Source organism: Streptococcus suis, from assembly GCF_019856455.1.
GTDB classification, from domain to species: Bacteria; Bacillota; Bacilli; order Lactobacillales; family Streptococcaceae; genus Streptococcus; species Streptococcus suis_AE.
Window position 1 is genome coordinate 1,259,061 of the sequence record NZ_CP082205.1, and the last position, 15,146, is coordinate 1,274,206.

Below are 15,146 nucleotides of genomic sequence, written 5' to 3' on the forward strand. Positions count from 1 at the left end.
TATGATTTTTGACAAAGTTAACTACAAAGAATTTGATAAAGAAGTTTGGGAAGCTATCCAAGCTGAAGAAAAACGCCAACAAAATAATATCGAATTGATTGCGTCTGAAAACGTTGTTTCTAAAGCTGTTATGGCAGCTCAAGGTTCTATTTTGACCAATAAATACGCAGAAGGTTACCCAGGTCGTCGTTACTATGGCGGTACGGAATGCGTTGACGTAGTTGAAAGTTTAGCTATTGAACGTGCTAAAGAAATATTCGGTGCAAAATTTGCTAACGTTCAACCACACTCAGGAAGCCAGGCCAATTGTGCTGCCTACATGGCCTTGATTGAGCCAGGAGACACTGTTATGGGGATGGACTTAGCTGCAGGTGGTCACTTGACTCACGGTGCATCAGTTAGCTTCTCAGGACAAACTTACAACTTTGTAGCTTACAATGTTGACGAAGAAACTGGCTTGCTTGATTACGATGCAATTTTAAAACAAGCAAAAGAAGTACAGCCAAAATTGATTGTAGCAGGTGCTTCAGCCTATGCCCGTACAATTGACTTTGCTAAATTCCGCGAAATTGCAGATGCAGTGGGTGCCAAACTGATGGTGGATATGGCTCATATTGCTGGTCTTGTAGCAGCAGGTCTTCATCCGAACCCAGTACCACATGCCCATATTACAACAACTACAACTCATAAAACTCTTCGTGGGCCACATGGTGGTTTAATTTTGACCAATGATGAAGAGCTCATCAAGAAAATCAACTCAGCCATCTTCCCAGGCATCCAAGGTGGTCCATTAGAGCATGTCATTGCTGCAAAAGCCGTATCTTTCAAAGAAGTTTTGGACCCAGCTTTCAAAGACTATGCTCAGAAAGTGATTGAGAACAGCAAGGCCATGGCCGAAGTCTTCCTTGCAAACCCTAACTTTAAAGTCATCACAGGAGGAACAGACAACCATCTCTTCCTCGTTGACGTGACCAAAGTTGTTGAAAATGGTAAAGTTGCTCAGCATCTCTTGGATGAAGTAAATATTACTCTCAATAAAAACTCAATTCCTTACGAAAAACTCTCACCATTCAAAACAAGCGGTATCCGTATTGGCTCTGCGGCCATTACTGCTCGCGGTTTTGGAGTAGAGGAAGCTCGCAAAGTTGCACAACTAACTATCAAAGCACTTGAAAATGCAGAAAATGAAACCGCTCTTGAGGGAGTCCGTCAAGAAGTGCGTGCTTTGACAGATCAATTCCCACTTTACGAAGGTTTATAATGGATATATTTGTAAAAAAAGCCATCATACATCAATTTAGTCCTGATGATACAGAGCTGGTCCTTGCCGACCAGCTTTTGACTGTTAGCCCAAAAATAGAAGAATATTTACGTAAAAAGATTGAACGTGTCTTTTCTGATGAAGCAAAAACAGGACAATTCAACCCCGACAATCCTTTTCTTGACTATTTAGATGGTGACCTACTGCCCAACTCTGTCAAGATTGCCAATCTCTGGAAAGAAGAATTTTCAATTTCTGAGAATTTAAAAACCAATGACCTCATTTTCATAGAGTTTGAACGAAATGGTGTGGAACATTTTGCCTTTTTGAGAATCTCACTGCGTGAAAATCTCGCCCACGTTGGTCTGGAAAGCGGAAGTCCTTTAAAAATCACCCAGAATAATTTACCTGGAGCAGGTTCAGCACCTGATGAAGCCTTGATTGTCAATCTTCAAACGCGGAAGTATCATTTGATTGAGAAAAGAATCAAACACAATGGAACCTTCCTCAATTATTTCTCAGATAATCTTCTGCAAGTTACACCAGCTATTTCTGCAAAAAAATCAATCAAAGCAGTAGAGCAAACTGCACAGAAGATTGCTGACAATTTCCATCAAGGCGATTTTCAATTTCAATCGAAAGTCAAGTCAGCTATTTTCAACAATTTGGAAGAAGATAATGAGCTTTCACCCGAAAAATTGGCTGATCAGTTATTCGATAACAACCTGACCGCTCGTTTAAATTTCGTCGATCAACTGAAAGAGGTCATACCTGATAAGATTTCCTTCGATGAAATTGATAGTAGCCGTCAACTTAAGAAATTTGAAAATCAGAAGCTATCTTTATCAAACGGAATTGAGTTGATTGTGCCAAATGCAATCTATGAGGATGCAGAATCGGTTGAGTTTATTCAAAATGACAACGGGACCTATTCTATTCTTATCAAAAATATTGAAGACATAAAGAGCAAGTAAATGAAAAAACTGATACGTACGCTGATACTTCTTTTACTGATTTTTCTCGGTTACAAATTCTATCAAACCTACAGTGCAGTCAAGCAAGTGATGACCTATCAAACTATGGTACAAGAAGTATTGGCTGAAAACGACACACCAGCTAATGAAGAACTAGTCCTAGCAATGATTTACACAGAAACCAAGGGACAAGAAGCAGATGTCATGCAATCAAGTGAGTCCGCTACTGGCTATGCTAACACTATCACGGATAGTAGAGAGAGTATCAGGCAAGGAATTATCTACCTGACAGAAAACCTACGGTTGGCTGAGGAAAAAGGAGTAGAGGTTTGGACAGCAGTTCAGGCATATAATTTCGGTCCAGCCTATATTGACTATATTGCTGAGCATGGTGGAGAACATACACTCTCGTTAGCTAAAGAATACTCCAGAACAGTAGTAGCACCAATCTTAGGGAATACTACAGAAGAAACATATACCTATTTTCATCCCTTGGCTTTGCTAAATGGCGGGAAGTTATATGTAAATGGTGGAAATATCTACTATGCTAGACAGGTTCGTTTTAATATGCACCTGATGCGCCTCATTAATTTATTTTAATACCTATCAAACTCATCGGAAATCTGATGAGTTTTTAACTACAGCATTTTTACAAACTAGGTAAAATTGTAGTATAATAAAGAGAATAGGAGACAGAGTGATGAAACGAAATGTATTGATTACAGGTGCAAGTAGTGGTATTGGCAAAGCAATCGCTTATGTGTTTGCTGCTAATGGTGATAATATCATCATTACAGGACGAAGATTGGACAAACTAGAAGAAATTAAGCAAGATATTGAAGAGCAATACCATGTTCAGGTATCAGTTCATTCATTTGATATTACGAATATGGAACAAACAATTGTAAATTGTCAAAAAATCTTAGAAGAAGTCGGACAAATTCATATTTTGGTAAACAATGCTGGTCTGGCATTGGGATTGGACAAATTCCAAGACTATGATTTGACTGACATGATGACAATGGTTGATACCAATATTAAAGGATTACTAACTGTGACACGTCAGTTATTGCCACAAATGGTTGAAAATAATGAGGGTCATATTATCAATATTGGATCAACGGCCGGTATTTATGCCTATGCAGGTGCTGCTGTCTATGCTGCAACCAAATCAGCTGTCAAAGTGCTTTCAGACGGTATCCGTATTGACACGATTGATAAAAATATCAAGGTAACTACGTTACAACCCGGTATCGTTGAGACTGATTTTAGCCAAGTCCGTTTTCATGGAGATAAAGAGAGAGCGGCGTCAGTCTATCAAGGAATTGATGCTCTTCAAGCAAATGATATTGCCAGCTGTACTCTATTTGTTGCAAATCAACCTGCACACGTGCAGATTTCTGATATGACCATTATGGCAACCAAACAGGCAACTGGCTTTACTATTCATAGAGATTAGAGGGGAGATAGCTAGAATGAACAGAAAATATTTAGCACTCGCTCTTGGCTTACTCACTATCATGTCGCTTTCTGCCTGTCAAACTGAAAAGAAGGGCAGTTCCGCAAGTACCTCAACTGCTGATACCCAGGTTTCTAATGCCAATACAAGCACGTCATCAACAATCCAACGTGAGATTTCTCTTAGTTCTATGGATATAGATGCTCTAATGCAAGGCAATTACGATAGTATACTAGGCACCTGGCAAAATAGCCAAGGAAATTCACTAGTCTTCAATAGCAAAGGATTAGTAGCAGATAGCCAGTCCTTACTTGGCCGCGGAAAAATAACTGATGGAATTTTTGAAACAGGCTATGTAGACGCAACGATTGGCGATGTAACACTATTAATGATTCCTAAAGGAACACAAGCAAATACAACTGAGATAGACACTACTGACTCTACGCGCGATAGAATGATTGTAATAAGCCAAGAAACAACAGCAGATGTGGTAGATGTCTATTATCGCTTGACCAATTCAGCCACTAGCGGTATAGACCCATTAAAAAATACTGAAACAGGCGTACAGTTGGATAGTGGACCAAAAACGATTGATTATGCCAACTCAATTTTAGGCGAAAACAATTGGCGCGTCATTGAAGGAAACTACACGCGCACCGAATCTATTCCTTATAATGTTTTGGAAGGCGATGATAATGCCCGTTACACTATTTACCAAAACGGTGTTATTATCAATGCAGATTATCAAATTGTTTATCAACCATAATGATTCTCTAGGAGGTTAGATATGACATTCACATCATTTGAACTAACACGCAATGTGCAAGATTTTCATTTGGCAGCCTTTGCCTACTATGATGGACTAGATGTAATCGACCAACTCAAGCCAGGAACACCTGTTCAGCTAGTCGGAGAACCTTCAAACCCACATGACTCAGAAGCTGTAGCAATCTTTTATCAGGGCACAAAGTTAGGATATATCCCATCGGATAAAAACTCACTAATCAGTCGCTTAATCTATTTTGGACACGGCGATATTCTAGAGGCGCGTATTCAGATGTCCAATACAGAAAATCATCCTGATCGCCAGTTTCGAGTCGTTGTAAAACTAAAAGATAATCGTAAAAATGATAGTCGGTAATTTACCCAATGTCATTAAGTTAAGCATTTAAACAATTAAAGGAACTATTCTCGTCTGAGCAGTTCATGACAAAACGGGAACAGTTTTTGTATTTAGGGCGCACAAAAAGGATGTTTTTTAACCCAATTTTTCAACTATTATGTTACTCTATAAGTGAAGCTTACAGGTGCCTTGCTTTTTATCTTTCTTTGGAACGTTCGATTGGGTCGGATGATGGATAAATGCTTGGCAATGTAGGTTTCCAATTGGAAGGAAGTGAGTTCAGCTCTAAGAAATTTTCGACAGGCATAAACAGCGTCTGAAAAACAAATTTTATAAGCCTGTTTTAACTTTGATGTTTTAATGGTAACGTGTGAGGTTAGCCATTTACAAACATTAAAATTGATAAAGCGAGCGTAGATTTCTTGGAGAATCCCTTCCTTCTTTTTTGCATGAAAATGAGTCAGACCGATACTGTATTTTAGGTCACGAAAACTGGTCTCTATGCCCCATCTGTAGGCATAGAGCTCTTTTAATTTTTCTGGAGAATAATCGGTGTTTGTCACCAAAGTTTCAAAGAAACCTGGCTTGATTTCGAGACGCACCATTCGAAAATGAAGTTCGTAAAACTGAACTGGGTCGCTTTTTCGGCTAGAGCTTGGTAGAAAGTCAAAGGATGTGTGATTAGGTAAACAGCGATAGTGATTAGGAAAATTGTGATACTGTTGCTTCATCTCATTGGTCTGTTTCCGACAGATGTTTAGGTCAAATTTTTCATCAAAACAAGGGGTGTCAGGGAGGTTAAATCCTGATTTCATAGAATGATTCCCGTCACGAATACGAATAATATAGGACCAATTTCTTTCTTGGCAGTGAGCCATGACATTGTAGGATTCATACCCCCTATCCATTATTACCAGAGCTTGTTTGAAAGAAGAGTTCTTCATCATATCAATAAAAGCCGCACGTTCATCAACCTCTCGATTATCTTGGATCCGTAAATCATGATACATCTCTTGTTCGAGATTGTAGAGAGCATTAATATGAATGAGATTGTAAGGAGTGTGGTGTGGTCCAGTTTGAAAAGAGGTCGTTTTATCAAAACGATTTCTTGGTAGAATCACATCACTGCCATCAACAGCCAGGATAGGGAGATTATCAGAGATTGGAATTTTAGAAGTAATATCCCTAAAAAGTGTTTTAAAAGCTTGGTGTTTAATCTGATACCGTCGTTGAACAAAGGCAGATTGAGAGACAGGCAAATCTAAATCAAGTAGCTCTTTGGCTAAGGTATTACCACCCATGGTCAGTATGGCTTGAATCATGGTTTTCATAGTTAGCTGACTTTGCCGACTAAAATCTTTTTCAGGATGAAGCACAAACTGATTGGCACTAGAAACGATGTCGTTAATACTATCAAGTAAATGAGCTTTAATCTGATCTAGCATGACTTTTCCCCTTTTATTTTTAGTGTAACATAAAAACTAACCCACCACAAAATGTGATAGGTTAGTTAACTTAATGACATTGGGTAATTTACCACCTACCCTTTTTCTACTTAACACGGAGCTGTGCTCTCTGTTTTTGTTCTTCAATAATGCTTAAAAAGGCTGCAAACTCCCTATCCAGGCGATGTTGGTAGGCCTTATTTTTTATTGTGAGATCTTCCAAGAACACTGGATAGGTTCCTTTTTTATACAATTCTCCTTGAAAGAAGAAGCGGTCCGATAATTTATCAACTGAAACAAGAGAAGAACGCCAGCGGCTTTTACGAGAATGAGAAGGTTTCCAAGATATTTTTAATTGCTTCTCATAAAAGTACCAGCCCATAATATAGATTTTAGTAATCTGATTTCGTTTTCTGTCTTGATAGAAACAAGGAACTGCATAAACATTTCCATGCTTTGTTTGCAAAAAAGGATGAAAATCTTTTATCTTTTCGTATTCTTTCTTTGGAATAAGGGTTAATTGATTATCCTTAATAACCTTCTTTTCATCAATAGTATACGAATAACGGTAGGGGTCATAAATGGTTGATTGTCCACGCGCTCTATAACGCTCTGCCATTTCCTTAAAAATAGGTAGACGTCCATAACCATCCATCAGACTAGATAGACTAAGTCCTCGTCGATTATTATTTTTCTTCACACCAAGAATCTGGCAGGTAGGCCAATAATTGATAGGAATGGCTCCTAATCCGACCAGAAGACCGGCGCTGTCAAAATGACTGGCAAAGCGTACCTCACGAGTGTGACCAGTCTCATTTTTCAAATCAACAAATACAGGTTGCTTGTCCTGTTCAAAAACAATTATATAATTTCCAGAAGACTCCGTATTTTCTCTAATTGGAACGGTGTAGAAGTGGTGAAAATTTGGTAATTCTAGTAACTTTCCAAGTGTTGATGTTTTCATAACACAAGTATAACAAAAAATATTTTTCAAATCCACAAAAACGTTTAATTTGTTAAACGAAAAATATAAAGAAGCTGGGAAAGACATCCATGACGACTTTCCCACTCTCACCGTTTATTCAAGGATAGGTGATGATTGTCTTATCTACCGAATCTTCTAAAGCCTGGCGCGATTCTTCTGATAAACGCAAATCTGCAAGGGTTTGTTCTGAAAAATAGTAGGGATTTAGACTATCTACAAATGCAGAAATTGAAATGACAGCTTTCTCCAATATCAGAGATTTTTCAGTGTAAGCAAAGGGAATAGCAGACCAATCATCACTCTCGAACATTTCTAAAATATCTTTTTGAACTTGAATTTCAGCCTCATTTTTAGCTGAAACTAGGATTGTTTTTAGTGTAGTACGAAAACTCTCCTTGTCTTGCACCAAGTCTTCCAAGGTCAACAAGCTTTCATCTGCCTTCTCATAAAAAATATCTAATTCCGTCTCTGATGAAGTAGTCACATGGAGCCAGTCAGCCTTGATACTGTTTTTCATTACTGCATAGGCAGAAGTATTTTCAAAGGGACTGCTGCGCGTTTGAGGATAGAGAACAATCCACTCTTTCTGGAATAGATTGTCAGGTTTAGCTATTTTCAGTTCCTCCTCAGAAGCTGTACCAATCCGCTGGCTGATAGCAGTAGTGTCATCTCGCTGAAGGAATCCAATGATACGCGGATTTTGCGGACCGCCAATGGCATCAATTTTTGTTCCCAGATCATTAATAATGCGTATGTTCAAGGCATGACACTGCTCATTTAATAGTCTATTTTGCTCTTTTCCGAGCCAGTAGATTCCGATACAAGATAGACCAGCGGCAATAAGCAAGACAAGTAACAGCGCTTTCGAGTATTTCAACACAGCCATCACACCTTTCTAAAACGTTTTCAGTCACATATTATCATATAAAAATATCAAAAGCAACTATTTTAAGGTACCACATTAAACGGTTACACAAGTATATAAATTCTAAGTTTACGACAGGAAAGTTTAATGATAAAATATAGGTAATTCGAACTCATAATTTAATAGGTGTAGATACAACACCGTTGGAGGATACTATGGATGAACAATATCAATTCAATTGGGTAAACTTTTATAAGGAATTTGCTTGGAAATTACTAGACTATAAAGATAATAGAGCAGAGCTGGTTGAGAAAGTAAAAGCTATCTATACCAAAACCAAGATACATATGCCCACGTTAGAAAAGGACAATCAACTGATAGATATTGATCCTTTTACGATATTTGGACTCTTCAATAAGCAAATAAAAGAGGAGAATCGCATTAAAATTCTGACAGCTATAGCAGAATTATTCAACCTCCAAACGGAAATCCCATCCTCTTTTGAAAGCATACCAGTACTGATGAATCAGAATGCGACTTTCTATTACTTTATCGGAGATCGTGATGAGAAAGATATTGATGACTTATGGGAACTTTTCATTGCTGCTTTGACCTATAGCAAGGAGCCTACGGCTGAGAAGAAAGAAAAATTTTCACACTATTTTGATTTGGCTATAAACCAGAAAGGAAATGGCAACAGCAAGATTACGATGGCCTTGTATTGGATTGCTCCTGACTTTTTCTTGAACTTAGATAGCAGAAATAAGTGGTATGTATACGAATCTGGGGAGATTCCTACTGATGTCATCAAAAAACTACCAAAGATGAAGCCAAAAATTTCTGCCGATGATTATTTTTATATCTCGGACTCTATGCATCATTATTTAAACAGTGCAGAGAGCAAACTGAAAGATTTTAAAGATTTATCATCCATGGCTTGGAAATACTCTAAACAGATCAATCAAGAAGAGAAGGAAAGAAGTGCTGGAGCAATTTCTCCACTGGCTGATGAAGCTGATACTGGAAACGAGATAGGTAGTGAAGAGGTAGTAGAAGATAGCTATACGAAAAATCACTTCCTATCAGAAGTCTATATGACAGAAGAAGAGTATGATCAATTAACCTCCATACTCCAAATGAAAAAGAATATCATCTTACAAGGAGCGCCAGGAGTTGGAAAGACGTTTGTTGCAGAACGCCTAGCATTTTCATTAATGGGTAAACCAGATTTAGAAAGGGTCATGACAATTCAGTTTCACCAAAGCTATTCCTACGAGGACTTCATCATGGGCTTTAGACCTTCGACAAGTGGCTTTGAGCTGAGAAGAGGGGCATTCTATACTTTCTGCAAAAAAGCAGAGTCTGACAAGAGTCATGATTATTTCTTTATTATTGATGAAATAAACAGGGGAAATTTGAGCAAAATTTTTGGTGAATTGTTTATGCTGATAGAAAATGACAAACGAGGCAAGTCTTTACAGCTCCTCTACTCGGATGAGCAATTCTCAATTCCAGAAAATCTATATATCATCGGCATGATGAATACCGCAGATAGGAGTTTAGCCCTACTTGATTATGCACTGAGACGACGCTTTGCCTTCTTTGACATCAAGCCAGGTTTTTCAACTGCGGGATTCAAAGATTATCAAACAAATCTGAAAAACGAAAAATTCGATAGACTCATTTCCTGTGTAGAAAAGCTAAATCAGGCCATTTCAACAGAGGAAGTACTGGGAGATAGCTTCTGTATTGGGCATAGTTACTTCTGCGGTTTATCGGCAGAAGTACTGGACCAAGGTTTGCTAGAAGCCATTGTTGAATATGAACTGATTCCTCTCTTGAAAGAATATTGGTTTGATGAACCGACAAAAATTCATGATTGGAGTAGTAAGTTAAGGAGTGCCATCCAGTGATACCTGTCCAAAATATCTACTATATGCTATCCTACGCATTCAAAATCCTTCATAAGCAGGAATATAAACGGATTGCTACTGAAGAATTTAAAAATGCTGCAGATCTACTGGCGGAAATAATGATAATCAGCCTCTCGATACAGGTGAAAAGAGGACTTGGTCGAGAGTATCGTTCTCAAACCGAGTCACTCTCGGCACTTAAAGGTAAAATAAATATCGCTGAATCTTTAACACCTCCTAATTGGCGTAGAAAGCAACTTGTTTGCCAATACGATGATTTTTCTCTTGACAGTAGAATGAATCGCATTATCAAAGCAAGCATTGAGATACTGCTAAAAGCTGATATAAGCAAGGACAGGAAAAAGAAATTGAGAAAACTCTTAGTTTTCTTTGGAGAAGTCTCAAAAATTAATCTACACTCAATCAATTGGAATTTACAATATAATCGAAACAATCAGTCGTATCAATTACTAATGTCAATCTGCTATTTGGTGGTGAATGGATTAATTCATACAGAGAGGGAGGGGAATAAGAAATTGATGAATTTTCTTGATGAGCGAAGGGAATCCTTGCTATATGAGAAGTTCATTCTTGGATATTATAAAAAGCATTATCCCCAAATACAGGTTACCGCCTCTCAGATACCTTGGGCACTAGATGATGGTTTTGGAGAAATGCTCCCCATCATGCAGAGTGATATTTACCTCAAATACAAAGATACTATATTGATTATTGATGCTAAATATTATTCTAGTAACACACAGATTCGCTTTGATAAGCGCACACTCCATTCAAATAATCTATACCAAATTTTTACCTATGTGAAAAACCAGGCTTATCGCCTGTCAGATTCAAACGATACAGTAGCAGGAATGCTTCTATACGCTAAAACCGATATAGATATTCAACCTAATCAGGTCTACCAAATGCATGGAAACCAGATTAGTGTCAAAAATTTGGACTTAAACCTGCAGTTTGAAAGTATTGCTGAACAACTGGATGACATCATTACATCGCATTTTGTATCCCCTCCAAAACGGTACTAGTTAGAGCTTTAAGCTAGAAAACAAAAAAACAATCAAAGTAGTAGCACTAAACTACTCTTTGATTGTTTTTTTATAAGACTCTTTCCTATTTTATAGCGTCTGGTTAATTGATTTCCCAGATCAGCGACGCTTTTTTATTTTTAGGTGTCGGGTAAAACAGTCTTGATGGACTGGCTGATAGAGAGCCTCTCCCCAGGCTCTATCACTCCCACTCAACTGTCGCTGGTGGTTTGCTTGTGATATCGTAGACGATGCGGTTAACGTGGTCAACTTCGTTTACGATGCGGACGGAGATTTTTTGCAGGACTTCCCATGGTAGTTTTGCGAAATCAGCAGTCATTCCATCGACAGAAGTGATAGCACGGATGGCGATAGTGTAGTCGTATGTACGACCATCACCCATGACACCTACGGAACGAACGCCAGTATTGACAGTGAAATATTGCCACACATCGCGGTCAAGACCCGCTTTGGCAATTTCCTCACGCAAGATAGCGTCAGATTCACGAACAGTTTGGAGTTTTTCTTCTGTGATTTCACCCATGACACGAATAGCAAGACCTGGTCCTGGGAACGGCTGACGCCATACAACTTCCTCAGGCATCCCAAGAGCAGTACCGAGGGCACGAACTTCATCCTTGAAGAGAGTATTGAGCGGCTCGATTAACTTGAACTGCATATCTTCAGGAAGACCACCAACGTTGTGGTGGGACTTGATTGTCTCAGCCGTATCGGTACCAGACTCGATGATATCAGTATAAAGAGTACCCTGCGCCAAAAACTCAACATCCGTCAACTTGCTCGCTTCATCGTCGAAGACGTAAACAAATTCATTACCGATGATTTTACGTTTCTTTTCAGGGTCAGATACGCCAGCAAGTAGGTCTAGGAAACGCTTAGCTGCATCAACGCGAATGATATTGAGACCGAACTTGCCACCCAACATCTCCATAACTTGATCGCCTTCATTCTTACGTAGAAGACCATGGTCAACGAAGATACAGGTCAATTGGTCACCGATAGCGCGTTGAAGAAGGACACCGACAACAGATGAGTCAACCCCACCTGAAAGACCAAGTAGAACTTTCTTGTCGCCAACTGTTTGGCGGATTTTCTCGATTTCAGTTTCAATGAAGTTTTCCATGGTCCAGTCGCCTTTAGCTCCACAGATACCAAAAGCAAAGTTTTTCAAAATGTCATTGCCATATACCGAATGACGAACTTCTGGGTGGAATTGGATACCGTAGATTCGGCGTTCAGTGTTTTCAATAGCAGCAAAAGGACAGTCAGCAGATAGACCAACCAAGTGGAAACCTTCAGGGATTTCCGTTACGGCATCACCGTGGCTCATCAGAACTAATTGCTCTTCAGGTGTGTTTGCAAATAAGGCTGATTCAGCTTTCAATTGCAAGTTTGATTGACCATATTCACGATTTCCAGCCTCACCAGCAGGAACAACCTTACCTCCCAATTTATGGGTAATTAACTGCATACCATAGCAAATTCCCAAGATTGGAATACCTAATTCAAAGATTTCTGGGTCAATATCAAAGGCATTTTCAGCGTAGACAGAGTTTGGACCACCAGAGAGAACGATACCAATCGGATTGATGGCACGAACTTCTTCAGCAGTAATCTTGTGATTTTTCAATTCAGAAAAGACACCAAACTCACGAATGCGGCGTGAGATGAGCTGATTGTACTGGCTACCATAATCCAATACAATAATTTTTTGGACATCTTGTTTTGTCATGTTTTTCCCTTTCGTTTTGAAAAAAATTCAAATACTAGTAGTTAGTTTAACATAAAAGCGAACATTTTCCAAATTTTATTTGCTAAATATCTGTTTTGCAAACTATGAGTGATAATAAAAATGTTAGTGTTCGTATTTTTATTGTTTTTACTCACTTTATTTTAGGTAATCTGATTTCATTGTTTGCCTAGGAGAATTTTACCAATAGAGCGTGGCCTGAATTAGCCAAACGCCTTTATTTTTGGTAAACTAGAAAGAAGAGAAAGGCTAGATAAATGAAAGCAGCATATATCACAATTCACGATAAAATTAAGGAACAAATCGATAACGGAATCTGGAAAATTGGTCAACGTTTACCAAGTGAACGCGATTTAGCAGATGAATTTGGTGTTTCTCGTATGACACTCCGTCAAGGAATCACACTTTTAGTGGAAGAAGGTATTCTACAACGCAAGATTGGTTCCGGTACTTATGTCGCCAGCACACGGGTTCAAGAAAAGATGCGAGGCACGACTTCCTTTACTGAATTAGTACAACTCCAAGGAAAGACGCCAAGCAGCAAATTATTGTCCTATACACGAACCAAACCTAATGAAAAAGAAGTTGAACAATTAGGTTTATCCCGTGTCGAGTATGTTATTCGAATGGAGCGGGTTCGCTATGCAGATAATGTTCCCGTCGTGTATGAGGTTGCCAGCATTCCTGAACGCTTGATAAAAAATGTCCCAAAAGAAGATGTTACCAACCATTTCTTTAAAACACTTATGGACAATGGTTATCGGATTGGAACAAGCAAACAAACCATTTTTGCGCGTTTAGCCAATGAAAAAGTAGCTCAATATTTACAAATTTCTAAAAACCAGGCTATTCTCGCACTAAAACAAGTATCTTATCTCGAGGATGGTCAAGCATTTGAATTTGTAAATAGTCAGTATGTTGGAGAACGTTTCGAATTCTATTTAGAAAACAATTGACATAAAAATAATTATGTAAAACATTTTTAAAATCCGTAATCTTTCTAGTGATGACGGCACGCCAAACGCATGAAGAAAAAATCGTTTTCAGAAAACGAAAATCATAACCAAACCTCAATCAAAGTAGTACACTAGAATAGAGGTGAACTACAATGATTGATTTTCTTTTATCCATAGAAGAGCACAAAGAAGAGTATGATAGCCGTCAAGCATGGAAAATCCGCTATCCTTTATCTACTATTCTCTTTCTAGTTTTCGCTTGTCAGTTGGCAGGGATTGAAACGTGGAAAGAGATGGAAGATTTCATAGAAATGAACGAATCTGTTTTGGGAGAATACGTTGACTTGAGTGTCGGCTGTCCTTCTCATGACACTTTGGAACGTGTTGTGAGTATGGTCAATCCAGATTTCTTAAAGGAACTGAAACTGTCCTTTGAAGTCTCTTCTGAAGCAACTGATTTTTCAAAATTGATTGCCGTTGACGGAAAAACGATTCGGGGGAACCGAGGAAAACACCAATCCCCTACTCATATTGTCACTGCCTATGATGGTGGTAATCGGCTTAGTCTTGGTCAGGTAGCTGTTGAGGATAAAAGTAATGAAATCACAGCCATTCCTCGCCTCTTGCGTCAGCTAGACCTTCGTAAGAGTGTTGTCACGATTGATGCGATGGGAACACAGACTGATATAGTGGATGTGATTATCGGCGGTAAGGGTGATTATTGCTTGGCAGTCAAAGGAAATCAAGGCAATCTCCATGAGGATATTGACCTCTATTTTAGCGATGCCAAATTGTTATCTAAGTTGACGGCGAAAGGCAGTCATTATCAGACCGTTGAAAAGGCACGCAGTCAGATTGAGGTGAGGGATTACTGGATTTCTCACGATGTGAAATGGTTGAGTCAACGCCATCCAAAATGGAAAAAACTTCGTGGAATTGGTATGGCTAAGAATACCATTGATAAAGACGGTATCATCACGGAAGAAGTTCGATACTTTATCCTCAGTTTCAAGAGTGATGCGCAGACTTTTTCACAGGTTGTTCGCGGTCATTGGTCGGTTGAGAGCCTACATTGGTTGTTAGATGTGGTTTACCGAGAAGATAAGAACCAAACCTTAGATAAACGAGCTGCTTTCAATTTAAATGCTATTCGTAAGGTCTGTCTTCATCTTTTACAAAATATGACATTCCCTAAGGAGCAGCTGAGTTACCGTCGCAAACAACGCTATATTTCTGTCCATTTGGAGGATTACCTGCCACAATTATTTGGACATCGAGGATAAGGTGCTTGTATAAAGGTAGATACTAAGTTTAAAGCAGTTATTTCCGGGGACAAAAGGAGAGAAGA

14 protein-coding genes are annotated in these 15,146 nt (G+C 38.8%); 10 read left to right on the forward strand and 4 right to left on the reverse strand.

The features are described from left to right. Window position 1 precedes the first annotated feature (1 nt). The 6 genes from glyA (at window position 2) to K6969_RS06140 (ending at window position 4,835) form a co-directional block, all read left to right on the forward strand. Window positions 2-1,261, forward strand: a complete 1,260-nt coding sequence (gene glyA, locus K6969_RS06115; protein WP_171942635.1) for a serine hydroxymethyltransferase — start codon at window positions 2-4, stop codon at window positions 1,259-1,261. Next, the gene (locus K6969_RS06120; protein ID WP_029174061.1) at window positions 1,261-2,235 is read left to right on the forward strand and encodes a nucleoid-associated protein; all 975 of its coding nucleotides are present in this window, start codon (window positions 1,261-1,263) and stop codon (window positions 2,233-2,235) included. Before glyA ends, K6969_RS06120 begins: the two co-directional genes overlap by 1 nt. Further along, complete coding sequence (locus tag K6969_RS06125; RefSeq protein WP_029174060.1) at window positions 2,236-2,835, forward strand: lysozyme family protein; 600 nt, start codon at window positions 2,236-2,238, stop codon at window positions 2,833-2,835. Between the two features lie 100 nt (window positions 2,836-2,935). Further along, complete coding sequence (locus K6969_RS06130) at window positions 2,936-3,694, forward strand: SDR family NAD(P)-dependent oxidoreductase (RefSeq protein ID WP_029174059.1); 759 nt, start codon at window positions 2,936-2,938, stop codon at window positions 3,692-3,694. 16 nt (window positions 3,695-3,710) lie between these two features. Beyond that, on the forward strand, window positions 3,711-4,460 hold the full coding sequence (locus K6969_RS06135) for a DUF6287 domain-containing protein (RefSeq protein WP_029174058.1): 750 nt from the start codon (window positions 3,711-3,713) through the stop codon (window positions 4,458-4,460). Window positions 4,461-4,481: 21 nt separating this feature from the next. Next, window positions 4,482-4,835: an HIRAN domain-containing protein gene (locus K6969_RS06140; RefSeq protein ID WP_029174057.1), complete on the forward strand. Its 354-nt coding sequence runs from the start codon at window positions 4,482-4,484 to the stop codon at window positions 4,833-4,835. A gap of 137 nt (window positions 4,836-4,972) precedes the next feature. Here the strand turns inward: K6969_RS06140 and K6969_RS06145 are convergent, their stop codons facing one another. The 3 genes from K6969_RS06145 to K6969_RS06155 all read right to left on the reverse strand — a co-directional run bounded on the left by K6969_RS06145 (window position 4,973) and on the right by K6969_RS06155 (window position 8,133). Next, entirely contained in the window at window positions 4,973-6,262 is a 1,290-nt protein-coding gene (locus K6969_RS06145) for an IS4 family transposase (RefSeq protein WP_321537489.1), read from the reverse strand. Between the two features lie 106 nt (window positions 6,263-6,368). Next, entirely contained in the window at window positions 6,369-7,226 is an 858-nt protein-coding gene (locus tag K6969_RS06150) for a hypothetical protein (protein WP_029752963.1), read from the reverse strand. Between the two features lie 118 nt (window positions 7,227-7,344). Next, window positions 7,345-8,133, reverse strand: a complete 789-nt coding sequence (locus tag K6969_RS06155; protein ID WP_053864069.1) for a hypothetical protein — start codon at window positions 8,131-8,133, stop codon at window positions 7,345-7,347. 194 nt (window positions 8,134-8,327) lie between these two features. Between K6969_RS06155 and K6969_RS06160 the strand changes: the two genes are divergently transcribed. Continuing rightward, window positions 8,328-10,025, forward strand: coding sequence for an AAA family ATPase (locus K6969_RS06160; RefSeq protein ID WP_171943174.1), 1,698 nt, complete (start codon window positions 8,328-8,330; stop codon window positions 10,023-10,025). Then, window positions 10,022-11,071 (forward strand): 5-methylcytosine-specific restriction endonuclease system specificity protein McrC, encoded by a 1,050-nt coding sequence (gene mcrC / locus K6969_RS06165; protein WP_171943173.1) that lies wholly within the window; start codon window positions 10,022-10,024, stop codon window positions 11,069-11,071. Before K6969_RS06160 ends, mcrC begins: the two co-directional genes overlap by 4 nt. A 202-nt stretch (window positions 11,072-11,273) precedes the next feature. On the opposite strand, the gene guaA is transcribed toward mcrC, so the two are convergent. Continuing rightward, complete coding sequence (gene guaA, locus K6969_RS06170) at window positions 11,274-12,824, reverse strand: glutamine-hydrolyzing GMP synthase (RefSeq protein WP_029173263.1); 1,551 nt, start codon at window positions 12,822-12,824, stop codon at window positions 11,274-11,276. A gap of 275 nt (window positions 12,825-13,099) precedes the next feature. Between guaA and K6969_RS06175 the strand changes: the two genes are divergently transcribed. Both K6969_RS06175 and K6969_RS06180 read left to right on the forward strand, forming a co-directional pair. Beyond that, window positions 13,100-13,798 carry a GntR family transcriptional regulator gene (locus K6969_RS06175; RefSeq protein ID WP_029173264.1) on the forward strand — a complete coding sequence of 233 codons (699 nt, stop codon included), beginning with the start codon at window positions 13,100-13,102 and terminating at the stop codon, window positions 13,796-13,798. Window positions 13,799-13,950: 152 nt separating this feature from the next. Continuing rightward, window positions 13,951-15,081, forward strand: a complete 1,131-nt coding sequence (locus K6969_RS06180) for an ISAs1 family transposase (RefSeq protein WP_321537490.1) — start codon at window positions 13,951-13,953, stop codon at window positions 15,079-15,081. Window positions 15,082-15,146 lie beyond the last annotated feature (65 nt).